General features: G+C 43.2%; 8 protein-coding genes. 7 read left to right on the forward strand and 1 reads right to left on the reverse strand.

Features of this window, described 5'->3' with window-relative positions; translation table 11 throughout:
- The first annotated feature begins 11 nt into the window (after positions 1 to 11).
- The 6 genes from ACHLI0_RS19705 (at position 12) to ACHLI0_RS19730 (ending at position 11,875) form a co-directional block, all read left to right on the forward strand.
- Entirely contained in the window at positions 12 to 3,131 is a 3,120-nt protein-coding gene (locus ACHLI0_RS19705) for a SusC/RagA family TonB-linked outer membrane protein (protein WP_234118264.1), read from the forward strand.
- A 21-nt stretch (positions 3,132 to 3,152) separates the two neighbouring features.
- Positions 3,153 to 5,204: a RagB/SusD family nutrient uptake outer membrane protein gene (locus ACHLI0_RS19710; protein ID WP_234134042.1), complete on the forward strand. Its 2,052-nt coding sequence runs from the start codon at positions 3,153 to 3,155 to the stop codon at positions 5,202 to 5,204.
- A gap of 28 nt (positions 5,205 to 5,232) precedes the next feature.
- Positions 5,233 to 6,228 (forward strand): BT_3044 domain-containing protein, encoded by a 996-nt coding sequence (locus ACHLI0_RS19715; RefSeq protein WP_234134041.1) that lies wholly within the window; start codon positions 5,233 to 5,235, stop codon positions 6,226 to 6,228.
- A gap of 13 nt (positions 6,229 to 6,241) precedes the next feature.
- Entirely contained in the window at positions 6,242 to 8,059 is a 1,818-nt protein-coding gene (locus ACHLI0_RS19720) for a BACON domain-containing protein (RefSeq protein ID WP_490749889.1), read from the forward strand.
- Positions 8,060 to 8,177: 118 nt separating this feature from the next.
- Complete coding sequence (locus tag ACHLI0_RS19725; protein ID WP_032850061.1) at positions 8,178 to 8,879, forward strand: tetratricopeptide repeat protein; 702 nt, start codon at positions 8,178 to 8,180, stop codon at positions 8,877 to 8,879.
- A 5-nt stretch (positions 8,880 to 8,884) separates the two neighbouring features.
- Positions 8,885 to 11,875 carry a M60 family metallopeptidase gene (locus ACHLI0_RS19730; protein WP_490749890.1) on the forward strand — a complete coding sequence of 997 codons (2,991 nt, stop codon included), beginning with the start codon at positions 8,885 to 8,887 and terminating at the stop codon, positions 11,873 to 11,875.
- A 77-nt stretch (positions 11,876 to 11,952) separates the two neighbouring features.
- Here ACHLI0_RS19730 and ACHLI0_RS19735 read toward each other — a convergent pair whose 3' ends face one another.
- The gene (locus tag ACHLI0_RS19735) at positions 11,953 to 12,876 is read right to left on the reverse strand and encodes a DUF5030 domain-containing protein (protein ID WP_178069556.1); all 924 of its coding nucleotides are present in this window, start codon (positions 12,874 to 12,876) and stop codon (positions 11,953 to 11,955) included.
- A gap of 1,431 nt (positions 12,877 to 14,307) precedes the next feature.
- Here ACHLI0_RS19735 and ACHLI0_RS19740 point away from each other — a divergent pair.
- Positions 14,308 to 16,401, forward strand: a complete 2,094-nt coding sequence (locus tag ACHLI0_RS19740; RefSeq protein ID WP_234118255.1) for a BT4734/BF3469 family protein — start codon at positions 14,308 to 14,310, stop codon at positions 16,399 to 16,401.
- The last annotated feature ends 36 nt before the right edge of the window (positions 16,402 to 16,437 follow it).

Raw genomic sequence — 16,437 nt, forward strand, 5'->3', positions numbered from 1 at the left:
ATAATACATATATGAAAAAAAATCTTTTATTGATTGTGCTGTTGATGATACTCATTCCATTGGCAGGTTACAGTCAGAACGAAACGAAGACACAGTTTACAGTGGCGGGCGTGATTGTGGATGCATCCGGTGAGCCATTGGTAGGTACGGCTGTTTATGTAAAGAATGAACCGGGAGTCGGCGTGGTAGCGGATTTGGACGGAAAATTCAAAATTAGAGTGACGAAAAATGCCACGCTGGTATTCCAGTCGGTCGGTATGAAGAATGTCGAGATGCTGATTACCAAAGATGAAGAGAAACTTAAGATTGTCATGAAAGAAGACGAGACTAAGATTGATGAAGTAGTGGTAACGGGTATGAGTTCGCAGAAAAAAGTCTCGGTAGTAGGCGCAATTACCACAATCGATGTCGCGCAATTGAAAACTCCCGCCACCTCTCTTAATAATATGATCGGAGGTCGAATGGCGGGTGTCATCACTATGCAGACTTCGGGTGAACCGGGGAAAAATATCTCTAACTTCTGGATTCGTGGTATCAGTACTTTCGGAGCCGGTACCGGAGCATTGGTGCTGATCGATGGTATCGAAGGAAGACTGGAGGATATTGATACCGATGACGTTGAATCATTCAGCATTCTGAAGGATGCTGCAGCGACGGCTGTCTACGGAACACGCGGGGCCAATGGTGTAGTATTGGTGACTACCAAACGCGGTACCAGCGGAAAACTGGAAGTGACCGGACGTGCTACCATGAAAATATCTCACATCAAACGTCTGCCCGAATATCTGGGAGCTTATGATTACGCGCTTCTTGCCAATGAAGCCAGAGCAATGTCGGGAGAAGATGATCTGTATACCCGTCTGGAACTAGACCTTATCAAAAATAAGTTGGATCCGGACCTCTACCCGGATGTAAACTGGATGGATGAAATCATGAAACATAATTCTATCCAACAGAATTACTATGTCAGTGCTAAAGGAGGAGGTGATGTTGCCAGATATTTTTTATCGATAGGTTATCAGGATGAAGGTGCTGCTTATCGTCAGGAAGAAAACCTGTTTAAGAAACCATTGAGCGTAAACAAGCTGAACTATCGTGCCAATATCGACATGAATCTGACCAAAACAACCCAGTTGTATTTCGGTGTGGACGGATATGTCAATTCCTATGTCAGCCCGGGCGGAATGAATACAGATGCAGTATGGTCTGCTGTCCAGCAGTTGACACCACTTCTGTTTCCGGTCACTTACTCCGATGGTACGTTACCCGTATATGGAGGACAGCGTACATTAGCTTCTCCCTACGTCATGCTGAATAATACCGGATACATGCAAAGTGAGGACAACCGAAATATGCTGACGCTTAAATTGACACAAGAATTCAGAGGATTCCTGAAAGGACTGACATTATCCGTACAAGGGATGACAGAACATATCGGTTATTTCAGCGAATACCGTTCTATCTGGCCGGATCTTTACCGTGCTACCGGGCGAACGGCACAAGGAGTTTTGATTAAATCATTGCGCTCTTCACAGCAAAGTCTGGCATACGGAGATGCTGAACACGCTTACAGACAGTACTACCTGGAAGCAAAAGCTAATTGGAACCGGACATTCGGCGATCATACTTTCGGTGCGTTACTCGAATACTATATGAAAGATGAAAAAGATTCTCAATGGGGAGCCATTGATGATTTGGGCATCAGCAGCATTCCCAAGCGCCATCAGAATCTCTCCGGACGTATCTCTTACGACTATAAAAACCGTTATTTTATTGATGCGAATTTCGGTTATACAGGTTCTGCTCAGTTTAAAAAAGGCGAACGATTCGGTTTCTTTCCTTCCATTGCTGCCGGATGGGTTCCTTCCTCTTATAACTGGTGGTCTGAGAAACTGCCTTGGTTCACGTTTCTGAAATTTCGCGGTTCTTACGGTATTGTAGGAAACGACCAGATTGTTGCCGTCAACGATTATACAGGCGTAGGACGTTTCCCTTATATGACTATGATAGACAATCACGCCGGATCTGCCTGGGGATACCGCTATAATGGTATCACAGAAACCTACACTGGAGCCGACAACTTAAAATGGGAAGTAGCGAAGAAGGCAAATCTGGGTATCGACGCCAAGTTCTTTCATGACAAGCTGTCTTTTACTGTCGACATTTTCCGGGATACTCGTGATCATATCTTTCAGGATCGTGTGACGTTGCCTTCTTTTGTAGGTATGGTGACCTATCCGAAATCGAATGTAGGACGTATGCACAGTGTGGGATCTGATGGAAACATTGAGTTTTTCCATCAGATCAACAAGGATATGAATTTTACCATTCGTGCTAATTATACGTTCTCACAAAATGTTATTGACTATTTTGAAGAGAATAAATTACCTTATGATTATCTCAGTGTGACTGGCAAGCCTTTTAATATTTTGCGTGGATACATCTCCGAGGGGCTGTTCGCCAGTAAAGAGGAGATCAATACCAGTCCTGACCAAAGTGGATTTGGAACGATACGTCCCGGTGACATTAAATATCGTGATGTGAACGGAGACGGCATTATCAATGAAGACGACAAGGTGCCTTTGTCTTATTCCAACCAGTTGCCCAGAATGATGTATGGATTCGGCGGCGATTTTCAGTGGAAAGATTTGACTGTGAGTATTTTGTTCAAGGGTTCTGCGAAAGTGGATTACTATCGTGCAGGACTTGGCAATGACTATGGATGGATTCCGTTTTATAACGGAGACTTGGGAAATGTGATCAAACTAGCTAACAATCCCAAGAACAGATGGACTCCTGCATGGTATTCGGGAACTACTGCTACAGAGAATCCGAATGCGGAATTTCCACGGCTTTCTTATGGTAAAAACACGAACAACTCCCAGCTTTCTTCTTTCTGGAGACGGAACGGGTCTTTCCTGCGCCTTCAGGAAGTCAGCTTGAGATACAGCCTGAAACATCTGCCCTGGATTAAATCGGTTGGATTGTCTTCCGTTGATCTGGAATTTGTTGCCAACAATCTGTTCACTATCGACAAAGTGAAATATTTTGATCCGGAACAGGCTTCGGCAAATGGTGCTGTCTATCCGATACCTGCTACCTATGCTTTTCAGGTATACTTAAGATTCTAATCACATAATATTGAAAAATTCATGAAAAATCGAATTAAAATACTTTTGGGAGTGGTCATTGGCAGTTCTTTACTGTTCAGCTCCTGCAACTTTCTGGATGTAGACAGCTATTTCCAGGCTACATTCAAGGAAGATTCCATTTTCCATAGCATGAAGAATGCCGAAGGATACCTTTGGAATACCCCGACCCGTTTTCCAGACGCTGGTGCCATTTGGGGAAATTCCTGGAATCCGGGAGAAACTGCTTCGGACGAGATAACCGTCAGATGGCAAACTAGCGAATTCTGGGGAGCGCAGTTCAGTATCGGCAAAATTAACAGCAGAAACCTGCCGCGGGATTTGTGGTATACTATGTATGTAGTAGTGACAAGATGCAACCGGATGTTGGAAAATGTCGGCAAGGTGCCCGATATGACGGAAGCTGACAGAAGACGCTATATCGGATATGTACACTTTATGCGCGGTTATGCCTACTACCATTTACTGATGAACTACGGTCCGCTGCTGATTGTGGGGGATGAAGTGCTGAGCACTTCCGAATCGGCGGAATACTATAACAGGGAACGGTCTACATACGACGAATCTGTGGATTATATATGCAATGAATTCAAACTTGCTACGCAAGGCATTTACGGACCGACCGAACAGAGTATCAGTTATTCTGATCGTCCTACGAAAGGAGCGGCTTTGGCACTGATAGCCCGTTTGCGCCTGTTCCAGGCTTCTCCGTTGTTTAATGGCGGTGATGCTGCCCGTCAATGTTTCAGTAACTGGCAACGTAAAAGCGACGGTGCCGATTACGTAAACCAAACTTACGATCCCGATCGTTGGGCGGTAGCAGCCGCTGCTGCAAAACAGGTGATTGATATGGATTACTATTCGCTGTTCACGGTGATGCCGGACAACCAGCATCCATATCCGTTGGCAGATAATGTTCCTACAGCTCCTTTCCCCGATGGTGCAGGCGGTATTGATCCTTTCCACTCTTTTACTGATATGTTCAACGGTGAAGGTATTATATCCACTAACAAAGAGTTTATCTGGGCTATGTCATCCGGCAATGTGCGTGACTACACTAAGCACTCGTTCCCAGTAGGTTTCGGGGGCTGGGGCGGTATGTCCGTACCCCAGAGAGTGGTCGATTGCTTCCTGATGATGGACGGCAGAGACATACACAATGCATCGGCGGAATATCCTTATGTAGCGGACCTTAACCAGACAATAGGTACCAATAAAGTATTGGGAAGTTACCAGTTGCGAGGAGATGTTCCGAAGATGTATGACAACCGTTCGGCACGCTTTTATGCTTCCATCGGATTTCCCGGACGCCTGTGGACTATGAATTCCGCATCATCTGATGCGAGCTATATCAATCAGCAGTTCTGGTATTCGCATGATGACTCGAAAGCCGGACTTGCCGGTGCGGGAAGTAATGTCAACGACTACAATATCAGCGGTTATACTCCTGTCAAGTATATTCATCCGGACGATTCATGGGCTGGCGGAAAGGGGAATGTGAAAGGTTCATTCATTACCAGTCCCAAACCGTTTGCCATCATTCGCTATGCGGAAGTACTTCTTGAATATGTAGAAGCACTGAACAATGTAACGGGTACCGTAACCGTAACTACCCCCGATATGACAGGTACGGATGTCGAAGTTACTGTCAGCCGTGATGTTCAGGAAATGGCTAAATATTTCAATATGATCCGCTATCGCGTCGGATTACCCGGTCCGTCTTTGAGCGATATGAATGATGCGAGCCGGTTTGAGCAAATTATCCGCAACGAAAGGCAAGTGGAACTTTTCAACGAAGGCTACCGCTATTTCGATACCCGCAGATGGGGTACTTTCCTCACCGACGATGCCAATATGTCCAACTGGCGGGGACTGGATGTGCAGAAAGACCGTACCGACGTCAGTGGCAATCCGGGATTCTGGAATATCGTGACGATCGATCAGCAGAATATCCGTGACCGTGTTGCACTGCCCAAAATGGTATTTATGCCGATTCGTCATGATGAATTACTGAAAGTTCCCGCAATGGATCAGAATCCGGGATGGGACAGATAATGAAAAACAAGAATAACAGAAAGAAAATATGAAGAAGATAGTAACTATAATTCTTTGCTCTGCTTTGGTTGTAATAAGTGGTTGCGATAACTATGATTTCGCTCAGGAACAATTCCGCAAAGAAGTAAATTTGCTCAGTAATTCGAGTCTGGTGTACGATCGCCAGGTAGCCGAGTTGCAGCAGGGAGGAGATACCCTTTTCGTGGTGGCTTCATTAAGTGGTTCGCAGGCTTCCGATGAATCGTTTACAGTAGCACTGCAAAACTCCGATACATTGTTGAGAGCTTACAACAAATCTAATTTCGATATCAATAAAGCACGCTTCGCGAAGTATTTACCGGAAGAATGTTATGATTTTCCGACTATGGAAATGACTATTCCTGCCGGCTCTTCCAAAGCGATGTTTCCGGTGTATCTGAAAAATCTGGATAAGATTTCACCCGACTCCATTTATTTTCTCGAATATAAGATTGATTCGCTGAAGACACCGGACTGTAATCCGAAGAAACGACACGTGCTTCTTCGCATTCATAAGGAAAATTATTATGCATCCACACAAACGGCAACGTATTACAATTATACGAGTAGTACCATTATTATTCCGAATACGGATGGAACCAGTGAAGTCCGTCGTCCGACGAATTCCAATCGTGTATTTCCTGTTTCGGAGAATTCCGTACGCCTGATGGCAGGCGATGAAAGTTTTAGTGATTATACCACTGCACTGGATATCATCAATAAAGGAAGCATCATTCTGGAAATGGGAGAACAGTTGCCCGAGAATCCGCTGGCAAAAGAGCTTACTATTCTGCCCTATAAGGATATCGACGTAATGCAATTGACTCCCATTGGAGAGTATGACAATACGTATTTGCTGAATGTCATCCGGACGCCCGACGGACGTGCCACTTATTATAAGGAGTTCCGTCTCCATTACAAATACCGTTTGCAGCCTACAGACCGATACAGGGAAGTAAATGCCAAACTGAGATACCAATTCAATCCAAGAGTAGAAAACTTGTAATGCATCTAATGATATGAAAAAAAATATACTAATCATCGGGCTGGCAGGAGTTTTGGGAACGTTCATTGCGCTTTCTTCCTGTGGTCCCGATTATGAAACGGAGTTCAGTGTGTTGTCTTTGACTATCCCTAGCGAGAGTCAGGCAGCTATCGTTTTCCCCCTTGCTGGTGGTGAGCATGAGATAGAAGTGGAGACCAACGTGGCGCTTGATAACTGGACGGCAAGTTCGAATGCCGGATGGTGCAAGCTACAAAAACAAGAAGGTAAAGTCACCGTATCTGCTGACGAAAATGAGGATTATAAACAGCGCATAGCGGAAATTACGATAGCTTACGGTCATCAGAGCTATTCTATTAATGTCAAACAGTTCGGCCTGGAACCGGTGATCGAAGTGGAAGGATTGACGGCCGATGGAATGAAAATCGTAGATTCTAAAGCGACTTCTCTGACCATTCCGGTAAATACCAATCTGAATCTAGATGTTATTACTGTGCCGGATACTTGTGATTGGGTACGTTTTAACGAACCGGAGCAGCCGAAGGCTAAGAAATCACAGAAAGCAGAAAAAGCAGAGAACACAGTCAAGAAGAATCTGACATTTACTTTGGATCAGAATACCGATACCCTTGTGCGGTATTGTACAGTCACTCTGCAGTCGTCACAAAACTATAATTGTGTCGGTACACTCATTATCAAGCAGCAGCCGAGAGGATATATTGTTGACATTGACGAATCAAAGAAGGAATATCAGGTGAAAGCTACCGGAGAAACAATCACGATTCCATTTAAAGTAAATGGTCCTGCAGATGCGTATACTTATGAAGTGGAGGCTTCTGCCCGCGAATGGATTACGCCTTTGCCTGCCACGAGAGGTATGCGTGATGCTTCCGAAAGTTTCATTATCCAGCCTAATACTGTAGAGGAAGAACGGGTGGGACACATCACATTCAGAAGCACTGACCCGATAGAGCCTAATGAGTTCACTGTCACCGTTACACAGGAGAAATTCATTCCGGTTCCTCCCGAAGGGGTGAAGAATCCGACAGCTACTCCGGGAGCGGGATTTATTAAGTTGAAATGGGAGATGCCTGTAAATGTGAATTTTACAAAGATGAAAGTCATCTATCATGATCCGGTGACGAAAGAGGATAAGGAACTGGAAATCGCAGATAATACTACCAACTTATTTATCGTAGATAACACATTCAAATGTGGCGGTGAATATGAGTTTACTATCAAGACGTATGGTCCTACAGGCATGGAGACGGAACAACCTGCCGTCGTAAGAGGAAATTCCGGGGAGTCCGTTATCAAGGCACCTATTGCTCTTACGGTCGATATGTTCTCTGCCAATGCGACCGAACCGTCCGAAGGATCACTTGCAGCTTTAGTCGATGATAATATAAATACCTATTATCACACGATATGGAGTGGAACATCACCCAATAAGCAGCCTCATTATCTGCAAATCAATATGTCGGAATTGCCATTGCAGTCCTTGCGCTTTGAGTATGATGGCCGAAATAATGGTAATGGTGCCGGGGACGTAAAACGTGTAGGTATCTGGGGAAGTGACAATAACAATACCTGGACGTTGATGGGTAAAGAGACTTATACACTGCCCGGCAGCAGAGGACAGCACGTTGAACCTAATGAGAATATAAAAGCCGGCAAACCATATAAATACATTCGCTTTATTCCGGAAGCTCGTCGTGATGCCGATCCGATAGATCCGAGCGGAGGAAACGGCTGGTGGAATATGGCTGGTATCTATCTTTATAAGATAAACGATCATGATGAGGCTTGGGCAAGAAAAGAACTAGGCATCTGATAAACTAATGGAAAGACTGGCGGGGAGGAAATAAGATTAGATTAGACACATTTTCCTATAAAACTCCCTGTCAGTCATTTTTTTTATTTATATTATCCGACTATTGAGAATCATGTACATGAAAACAAAGAAACTGAATATCATATTACTTGTTTTGCTGCTAATCTGCACAGCCATCGGTTGTCATTCACGGCAGAAACCGGACATTCGTCCCCATCCCGTAAATCTCAGTGCCGACAGTTTTTATCAACAGGCAGTAGCCATCCTGCAATCGTCTTATGATGTCGATTCCACCCGGAAGTGTATCAGCCTTCTGGACCGGGCACTGTCGATTGACAGTCTCAACCCCGATTATTATGGTACCAAAGCTAAACTACTGGCTGAGATGGGGGAGCTGGATTCCGCATTGCATGTCCAGACTTTGGCAATGGAGAGAAAAGCGATAACAGGAGAATACCTGTTTCAGTTAGGATTGTTTCAGGCGGCTAAAGATATGAATGCTGATGCGCATCAAAGTTTCGGAAAAAGTCTGGAAATTCTGCGGGCAGTGCTCGAACAATATCCTGACAGTTTGGGAGCATTTATTCTTGAAGAATCCGCCAATGCGCTTTATCAGGGAGCAGACAGCATTTATATGAAAGACATCGATGGCATTCGCAAACGTTTCCCGAACAGGCTTTTGGAAATAGAGATGATCCGAAGGCTGAAGCCGCATTCGCTGGTGAAGCAAATCAAAAAGATTCAGATAGAGAATGAATATAACATTGACTTCGATTTGGATAGTCTGGTCAACGAAATGGAAAAACAACAAAAATTATAAATACTATGTTATTGGATAAGATAAAACACATACTATGTATCTCTCTTATTCTGCTGGTGGGAGTCACTACTCTCTATGCTTGCAAGAGTGATGATAAGGAGCTGCAGGGAGAGCCGGTGCTGCAAGTCCAGAAATCCATTGGATTCAAGAAAGAAGGTGGGGAAGTAGCCGTACCTGTCAAATCGAACCGGGAGTGGAATGCATCGGTAACCGAGGGAAAAGAATGGCTGACGGCAAGGAAAGCATCGGATACAGAACTGACGGTTTCGGCAACATCCAGTCCCGAAAAAGGAGTCAGAGAAGGAAATATTACTATCACCAATAATGCGCTGACTGCTAAACTCAGAGTTGTGCAGACAGGCGGTGACCTGATCATTGAAGTGGCTGAAGAGAGCCGTGTCATTCAGGTGGCGGGAACAGGAAACGATCATATAGAAGTCAACTTGCTTTCCAATACAGACTATGAAGTAGTCATTCCGGAGGAAGCCAAAGACTGGATTACCGAGAAAGAAGTACCTGATACAAGAGCCGATCTGGCATCCAGTACACGAATATTCTCCATTGCTTCCAATCCTCTGACTACAGAAAGGAATGCTACGATCAAGTTTGTATCCAAAGAAAATACAAACATTTATGACCAGTCGGAAATCAAACAACAAAAGAAATCGAGTGATATTTCGGGGGTAAATCCGGAGAAGGATGTAAAGTTGAAAGTTACCGGCGGATACGACACCGACCATCAGCCGGGGCAGGATATATCGAAGTCTTATGACGGTCAGTTCGGCGGAACCTGTTATCATTCCACATGGAGTCAATCTGCAAAATTCCCCGTTACTCTTGAATATCAATTCGATCAGAATCAGCTTACGCTAGACTATATCCTGTATCACAGTCGAAATGGTAACGGTAATTTCGGAGCATTCGAACTTTACATCAAGCCTCAAGGAAGTACGGATTTTGTTCATATACAAGATTATGATTTTAAAGGAGCAGGAGGCAGCCATAGGATATTGCTGAACGATCCGGTTGTACCTGCGGCTGTTCAATTCAAAGTTAAAAGCGGATTAAATGATTTCGTCAGTTGCGACGAGATGGAATTTTTCCATGCTGCGGAAAATCCGCTTGACGAACAACTGATAACTGTATTCACCGATCGTTCATGCAGTGAACTCCGCCCGGACGCTTCCGACGAAACCATCAATCGGCTTCCGGCATTCTTCAATGTGCTGGCAAAGTCTTTGCAGAGTAATACTTATCCCGAAGCGGAAAAGAGATTCAGGATACAGTCATATCAGGCATACAGTGTGCCCGAATATTGGGGAGATAAATTGAGAACCAATTACTACTCGCCTCTTTGCAACCCTACCGGTATCATAACGAATGCGGGTGAAGAGATGGTCGTTTTAGCAGACGGCATACCGCAAGGTGAATCCATTTCACTAAGGTGTTGTTCGGATCTGGGGCCCGACGGTGAAGAACGATTCCTGAAAAACGGAATCAACAAGTTTTCATTTTCACGTGCGGGAAATCTGTTTGTCATCTATCAGAAACTTGATCCCCGTGGCATGCCGGCAGTGAAAATACATTTTCCGCCCCAGTATGTGGAGACAACGGAACATGCGCGCGTAGGCTTCAATGTATGGGATCTGACTGTGGATAAAACCGATGATCTGTTCCGTGAATATATCCGGAAGGCAAAATCTGTCACTTTGGACGGAGCTGATAAATGCGTATTTGTATTGAAAGGCAGGAAGATTCTGTTTACAGCACTGAAAGACTTGCTGCAAAATCAGGACAACTTCAAACAGTATGGAGTAGTAAGAGGAATGGAGCGATGGGATAACCTGATAGATTGGGAGCAGGAACTGGCTGCTATCGACACCTATTCTAATACGGGAGAATTCAATTCACTGATGCATGTCACGACTTTCACCGACGGACTTTATGCTACCAATTATTACATTAACATGGCAGCCGGTGATGTAAGCACAAAAGATGGATGGGGATTCAAAAACAACTTCGATCCGCGTGATATGGACAAGAATCAGGACAATGAATGGGGACCGGGACATGAACTCGGACATATGCATCAGGGAGCCATCAACTGGCCCAGTACTACGGAATCGAGCAATAATCTCTTTTCTAATTACGTGGTATACAAGATAAACCAGTGGGGATCACGTGGAAGCTCCATTGGGACTTTAGCTACTTACCGATATGCGCCTCCGACTCCTTGGAGCAGATTCATGCATCCGCGCGACCCGAACACGTTGGCATTTACCCCTCAGGACATGACATCCGATGATGCCAATAAATATGGATTATATCAAGGAGAAGCCTCCGAAATGCACATGCGCCTTAACCAGCAATTGTGGACATACTTCGAACGTATCGGCAAGAAACCGAATACCATCCGTAAGATATTCGAACAAGGACGTACCTCTGAATTTTGGTTACCTTTCAATGATCCGGGCGCAGCACAGCTGATGTATGCACGCAACGTAGCAAAAGCTGCTAACATGGATATGACCGAATTCTTCGATGCCTGGGGATTCTTTATTCCGGTCAGTTTCAAGTTGTATGCTTACGGAAGCTTTTCATATACCGTGACACAGGATATGATTAATCAGACGCTGGCTTATATGAAAACATTTTCCACTAAATGTCCGCCTATTGAATACATTGAAGACCGAAGATATCAGGTAGGAGCCAAAGGCAATCAAAAAGGTATATCCGAAGATGGAGGAGATGTAGGGTACTTCGAAACATTCCAGAACAATGTGAAAATCACCAAGACTGTAAGTTATACCGTTTCCGGAAGAACATACACTGTGACTAATGGCGAACAGGCGGTTGCTTTCGAATTAATCAAGGGTGGCAAAAAAGTATGGTTTGCCAATCGGTTTGTATTTACTGTACCTGCCGAAGCAGACATTGAAGGAGCGGAACTGTACGCTGTTCAGGCGGACGGGCAACGTATTAAAGCAAATAAATAGGGAAATTTACTGAATATCCCCAATCTTATATGGAATGAAGAGTAGCTTTTACTTTTGAGTAGAAGTTACTCTTTGTTCTAATGAAGATAATCCTCGAACTTCCAGCCTGTACCCGATGAATAGTTTGCTTTTACATACCGTCCCTGAAAAATTGAACCGTTTATCGTCTGTAACCATCCGAAACTCCAACGAGGCAACTTACTAATCTGTTTTATTAATTGTTTAGTTAGAGCTTGTTCTTCTTTATTCATAATCTCGTCGGGGGATAATAAATATCCGGTCGTTTTACCTTTTTTATTTGTTACCAACAATATATCTAAACCAAATTTCGTAGTTTCTACATTATGTTTTTTTAAATTGCTATTAACGAACTCTTCTAATAAATCCAGTTTATATTGAAGATTACTATACCAGCAACCATCTGTACTGGCAATAGGCGAATACTTGATAGTAGGACGAGAACGACGAGGACCTTCCATCGTTCCGGTTTTTGCAATATCTAAAAAGTTTCGTGATATTACCTGTCCCTTTTCTATGTCAAACTCAGCTACATTCTTCGTCACAATTTCTCCAAATAAGTCTTTGGGACACGATAAGGCTGTTATCTTCCCCGAATACCATATTGCAGGAATCCCTAAATCGTCTTTTCCATATTTTTCAGCCAACTTATTCTTATAGATCGATGCTTCATTCGACTTTCCTTCTTTTGATGAATATATTTTCTTTAAGTATAACGTAGCCTTTTGTCCTGAAAAATATTCAAAGCACCATTCTGCACGAATATCTTTTGGTCTTTGTAAGTCAGATGGTAATAGAGATTGTTCCATAAATATTCCTGTTTCAGGAGATTCTTCAATATTATAAATAATATCATGATTCTTCAAAGTATCGATAGCTTTTTGCTCTTTATAGTTAGATATCATCTCTTTGACCGGGATATAATGCTGTCCATGAACAGTACAAGCATAACATAGAATACTTAAAGAAAGAAACTTTTTCATAACCTGCTATTGATTTGATGATTAGTATTAAATTCGATTATCATGATTAGCCAATTATATGTATAGTATTCGATTTGTTTAGTTCTGGCAGAATAAATATTTTATCTGTTTCAGGTTGTTTAGGATCTATCTTTATTTTCGTATTTTTCTCACATTTTTTTGTAAAAAGACATCCTAAATAAGTTTCATTTTTTCCTGCAGAATATACGTAGGATATAAAATATTTGGGCTGATTACATTGTACCTGATTTCTATCAAATGTATATCCTTCATGAGAGAATGCTCGGAGATTCTTATTTTTCAGAGGATAACCACTGGATGTTATCAAAAGTAATAGTGATGATAAGGTTATTGTTTGTAGTATTCTCATAACTTTACACTTTAATAATTGTAGCCATTATAATCATTTTGATAAGTTTTAGTTGTGTTATTCAGTAAAGATACAAATAAATTCTGCCTTTTTACAAGGAATATAAATCTTTTTTTATGCAAACACGGAAATTTCTGTGAAAGTACTAAATAGATGTGGTAGAGAATAGTGATTGGGATATATTTGTAGAAGTGGAATTCCCTTATCTTTATATAGAGCGAGGTAGGATAGAAAAGCTAGATGCCATCTGTATGTTGACAAACTACATGTGAGAATGAGAAAATGGTAGATTCTAAAACGAAAGGATAATTCCCTTCTTATTATCTACAAATTTCATAGAAAAGAGTAATGAGAGATGCGTTGTTATATTCTCCATAGGAATTCAACACGACTTTTGCCCTCACGCTCTAACAGTCTGTCTGTATCCCTTTATTCATAGTGGTTTCGGGTGTGGTAGCAAGTGTGGTGGCAAGTATGAGAGCAAACGGTTGCTCTCACTCAGTTTCGTCGAATTATATGTTGTTTTTTGCTGCTATTATTTGATTTACAGAGTATTAATGTCTGAAGTGTCAACTATTAACGATTGGCATTTCAGCCATTAATAACTGGGAAATCAGGTGTTAATAGCTGATAACTCACGTATTATTGACCGATATATGATTGAATGCTTCCTGAAAGATCAGGTTAATTGAAACATTTCATGCGGTCAAATCAATCCAATCATATAAGTCAAGCGCCAGTTTCCTGCTTGGGAAACTGGCATTCCCTTATAAGGGAACGGCAGTTCCAAGGCAGGAAACGAGCGTCTCCGATATAGGGAACGCTCGTTTCCAAAATAAGAAATTAAAGGAAACTGTAAGCCATTCAGATACAATGATATAGGGAAATCTTGGTAAGAAATGAAACATATACGTGTGATTGATGTCGTATTTTATTATAAGGTTAATGCGAGCAAAAAGTCTGTTTTAAACATTGGAAAAGTTTGTATGCCGTAATATAATATCGTACCTTTACAGGAATTAAGCGATAAACAATATTGGTAGATAAACAGACAAAAAAGAATGAAAATAACTTTAATCAGACAAGACAGCGAGAGTGGAAAAGAAGCTCTAAGCATATGTGAAGCAGGTACATTATTCAACAAAATGAAAACGGAGACAAAATCGGGACACATTACGGCTTTGCGAAACCTGATACCGATGCTGGAAGGTACGTACAGCCAGTACGAACATATAGACAAATTGCCATATATCTATTCTGCCGTAGAATATACCCGCACTAAAGAAGGTGAACGAAAAATGAAACAATATAACGGACTGGTACAGTTGGAAGTGAAACGGCTGGCAGGCCCGTCCGAAATGGAATATGTGAAACGGCAGGCGGCGCTTTTACCCCAGACTTTTGCCGCATTCTGCGGTTCCAGTGGCCGTAGCGTGAAGATATGGGTGCGTTTTGCCCTGCCGGATGACAGAGGACTGCCCGAAAAAGAAGCAGAAGCAGAATTATTTCATGCTCATGCCTACTGGCTGGCGGTAAAGTGCTACCAGCCGATGCTTCCTTACGATATTAATCTGCAAGCACCGGTGCTGACGCAGAAATGCCGCATGACATTGGACGAATCTCCTTATTATAATCCCGATGCTGTTCCGTTCTGTCTGGAACAACCGCTCACGATGCCCGGTGAAGAAACTTTCCGGCAGCGTAAACAGGGCGAGAAGAATCTCTTGTCGCGCCTGCAACCGGGATATGAGTCTGCGAAAACCTTCACGAAGATTTATGAAGCGGCGTTGAACAGGGCATTTCAGGAAATGGAAGACTGGAAGCGTGGAGATGATTTGCAACCTTTGCTTGTACACCTTGCCGAGCATTGTTTCAAAGCGGGTATCCCCGAAGAAGAAGCGGTGCGGCAGACACTCATTCATTACTATCGGGAAGAGGATGAACGGGTTATACGTTCGACGATTCATAATCTTTATCAGGAATGTAAGGGTTTTGGTAAGAAAAACAGTATCGGAAGGGAGCAGGAGACGGCTTTTCTGCTGGAAGAATTTATGAACCGTCGTTATGAATTTCGTTTTAACACCGTGTTGGATGATCTGGAATACCGCCAGCGTGATTCCATCCACTTTTACTTTAAGCCCGTGGACAAACGTGTGCGCAACAGTATCTCTATCTGTGCCTTGAAAGAAGGTATCAATGCCTGGGATCGTGATGTAGACCGTTTTCTGAATTCGGAATATGTTCCTTTGTACAATCCTGTAGAAGAATATCTTTATGATGTCGGCCGTTGGGACGGGAAAGACCGTATCCGTGCATTGGCAGGATTGGTTCCATGCACGAATCCGTACTGGCAGGAGTTGTTTTATCGTTGGTTTCTGAGCATGGTGGCGCATTGGAGAGGGGTGGATCGGCAGCATGGAAACAGTACGTCACCTTTGCTTGTCGGTCCGCAAGGGTATCGTAAGTCAACGTTTTGCCGGATTATCCTGCCGCCTGAATTGCGTTTCGGCTATACGGACAGTATCGATTTCAAGAGTAAGCAGGAAGCGGAGCGTTATTTAGGACGTTTTTTTCTGATCAACATTGATGAGTTTGATCAGATCAATGTCAGCCAGCAGGGGTTTCTGAAGCATTTGTTGCAAAAGCCTGTTGCTAACTTGCGCAAGCCTCATGGCAATACTATTCGTGAAATGCGCCGTTATGCCTCCTTTATCGGCACCAGCAATCAGAAAGATTTGCTTGCTGATCCCAGTGGTAGCCGTCGTTTTATCTGTATTGAGGTGATAGCTCCTATCAAAACCAATGCTACCATCAATTACAAACAGCTTTATGCTCAGGCGATGGAAGCCATTTATAAGGGTGAGCGTTACTGGCTGGATGATGAGGATGAAAAGATTTTGAAGCAGACGAATCGTGAATTTGAGCAGGCGAGCCCGTTGGAACAGTTGTTCCATTGTTATCTCCGTCCGGCGGAAGAAGAGGAGGGAGGTGAATGGATGACGTCCATGCAGATTCTGAATTATTTGCAGACGAAGACACGGGACAGGTTGGCTATCAATAAGGTAGCTGTGTTCGGCCGTGCGCTTCAGAAGCTGAATATTCCCTGCCGGAAGTCCGGTAAGGGGACACTTTATCATTTGCTGAAAATAGAATAATTGGTAGTAACGTGAGGGCAAACGGTTGCTCTCACG

The sequence above is a fragment of the Bacteroides sp. RCH18 genome (assembly GCF_058231005.1).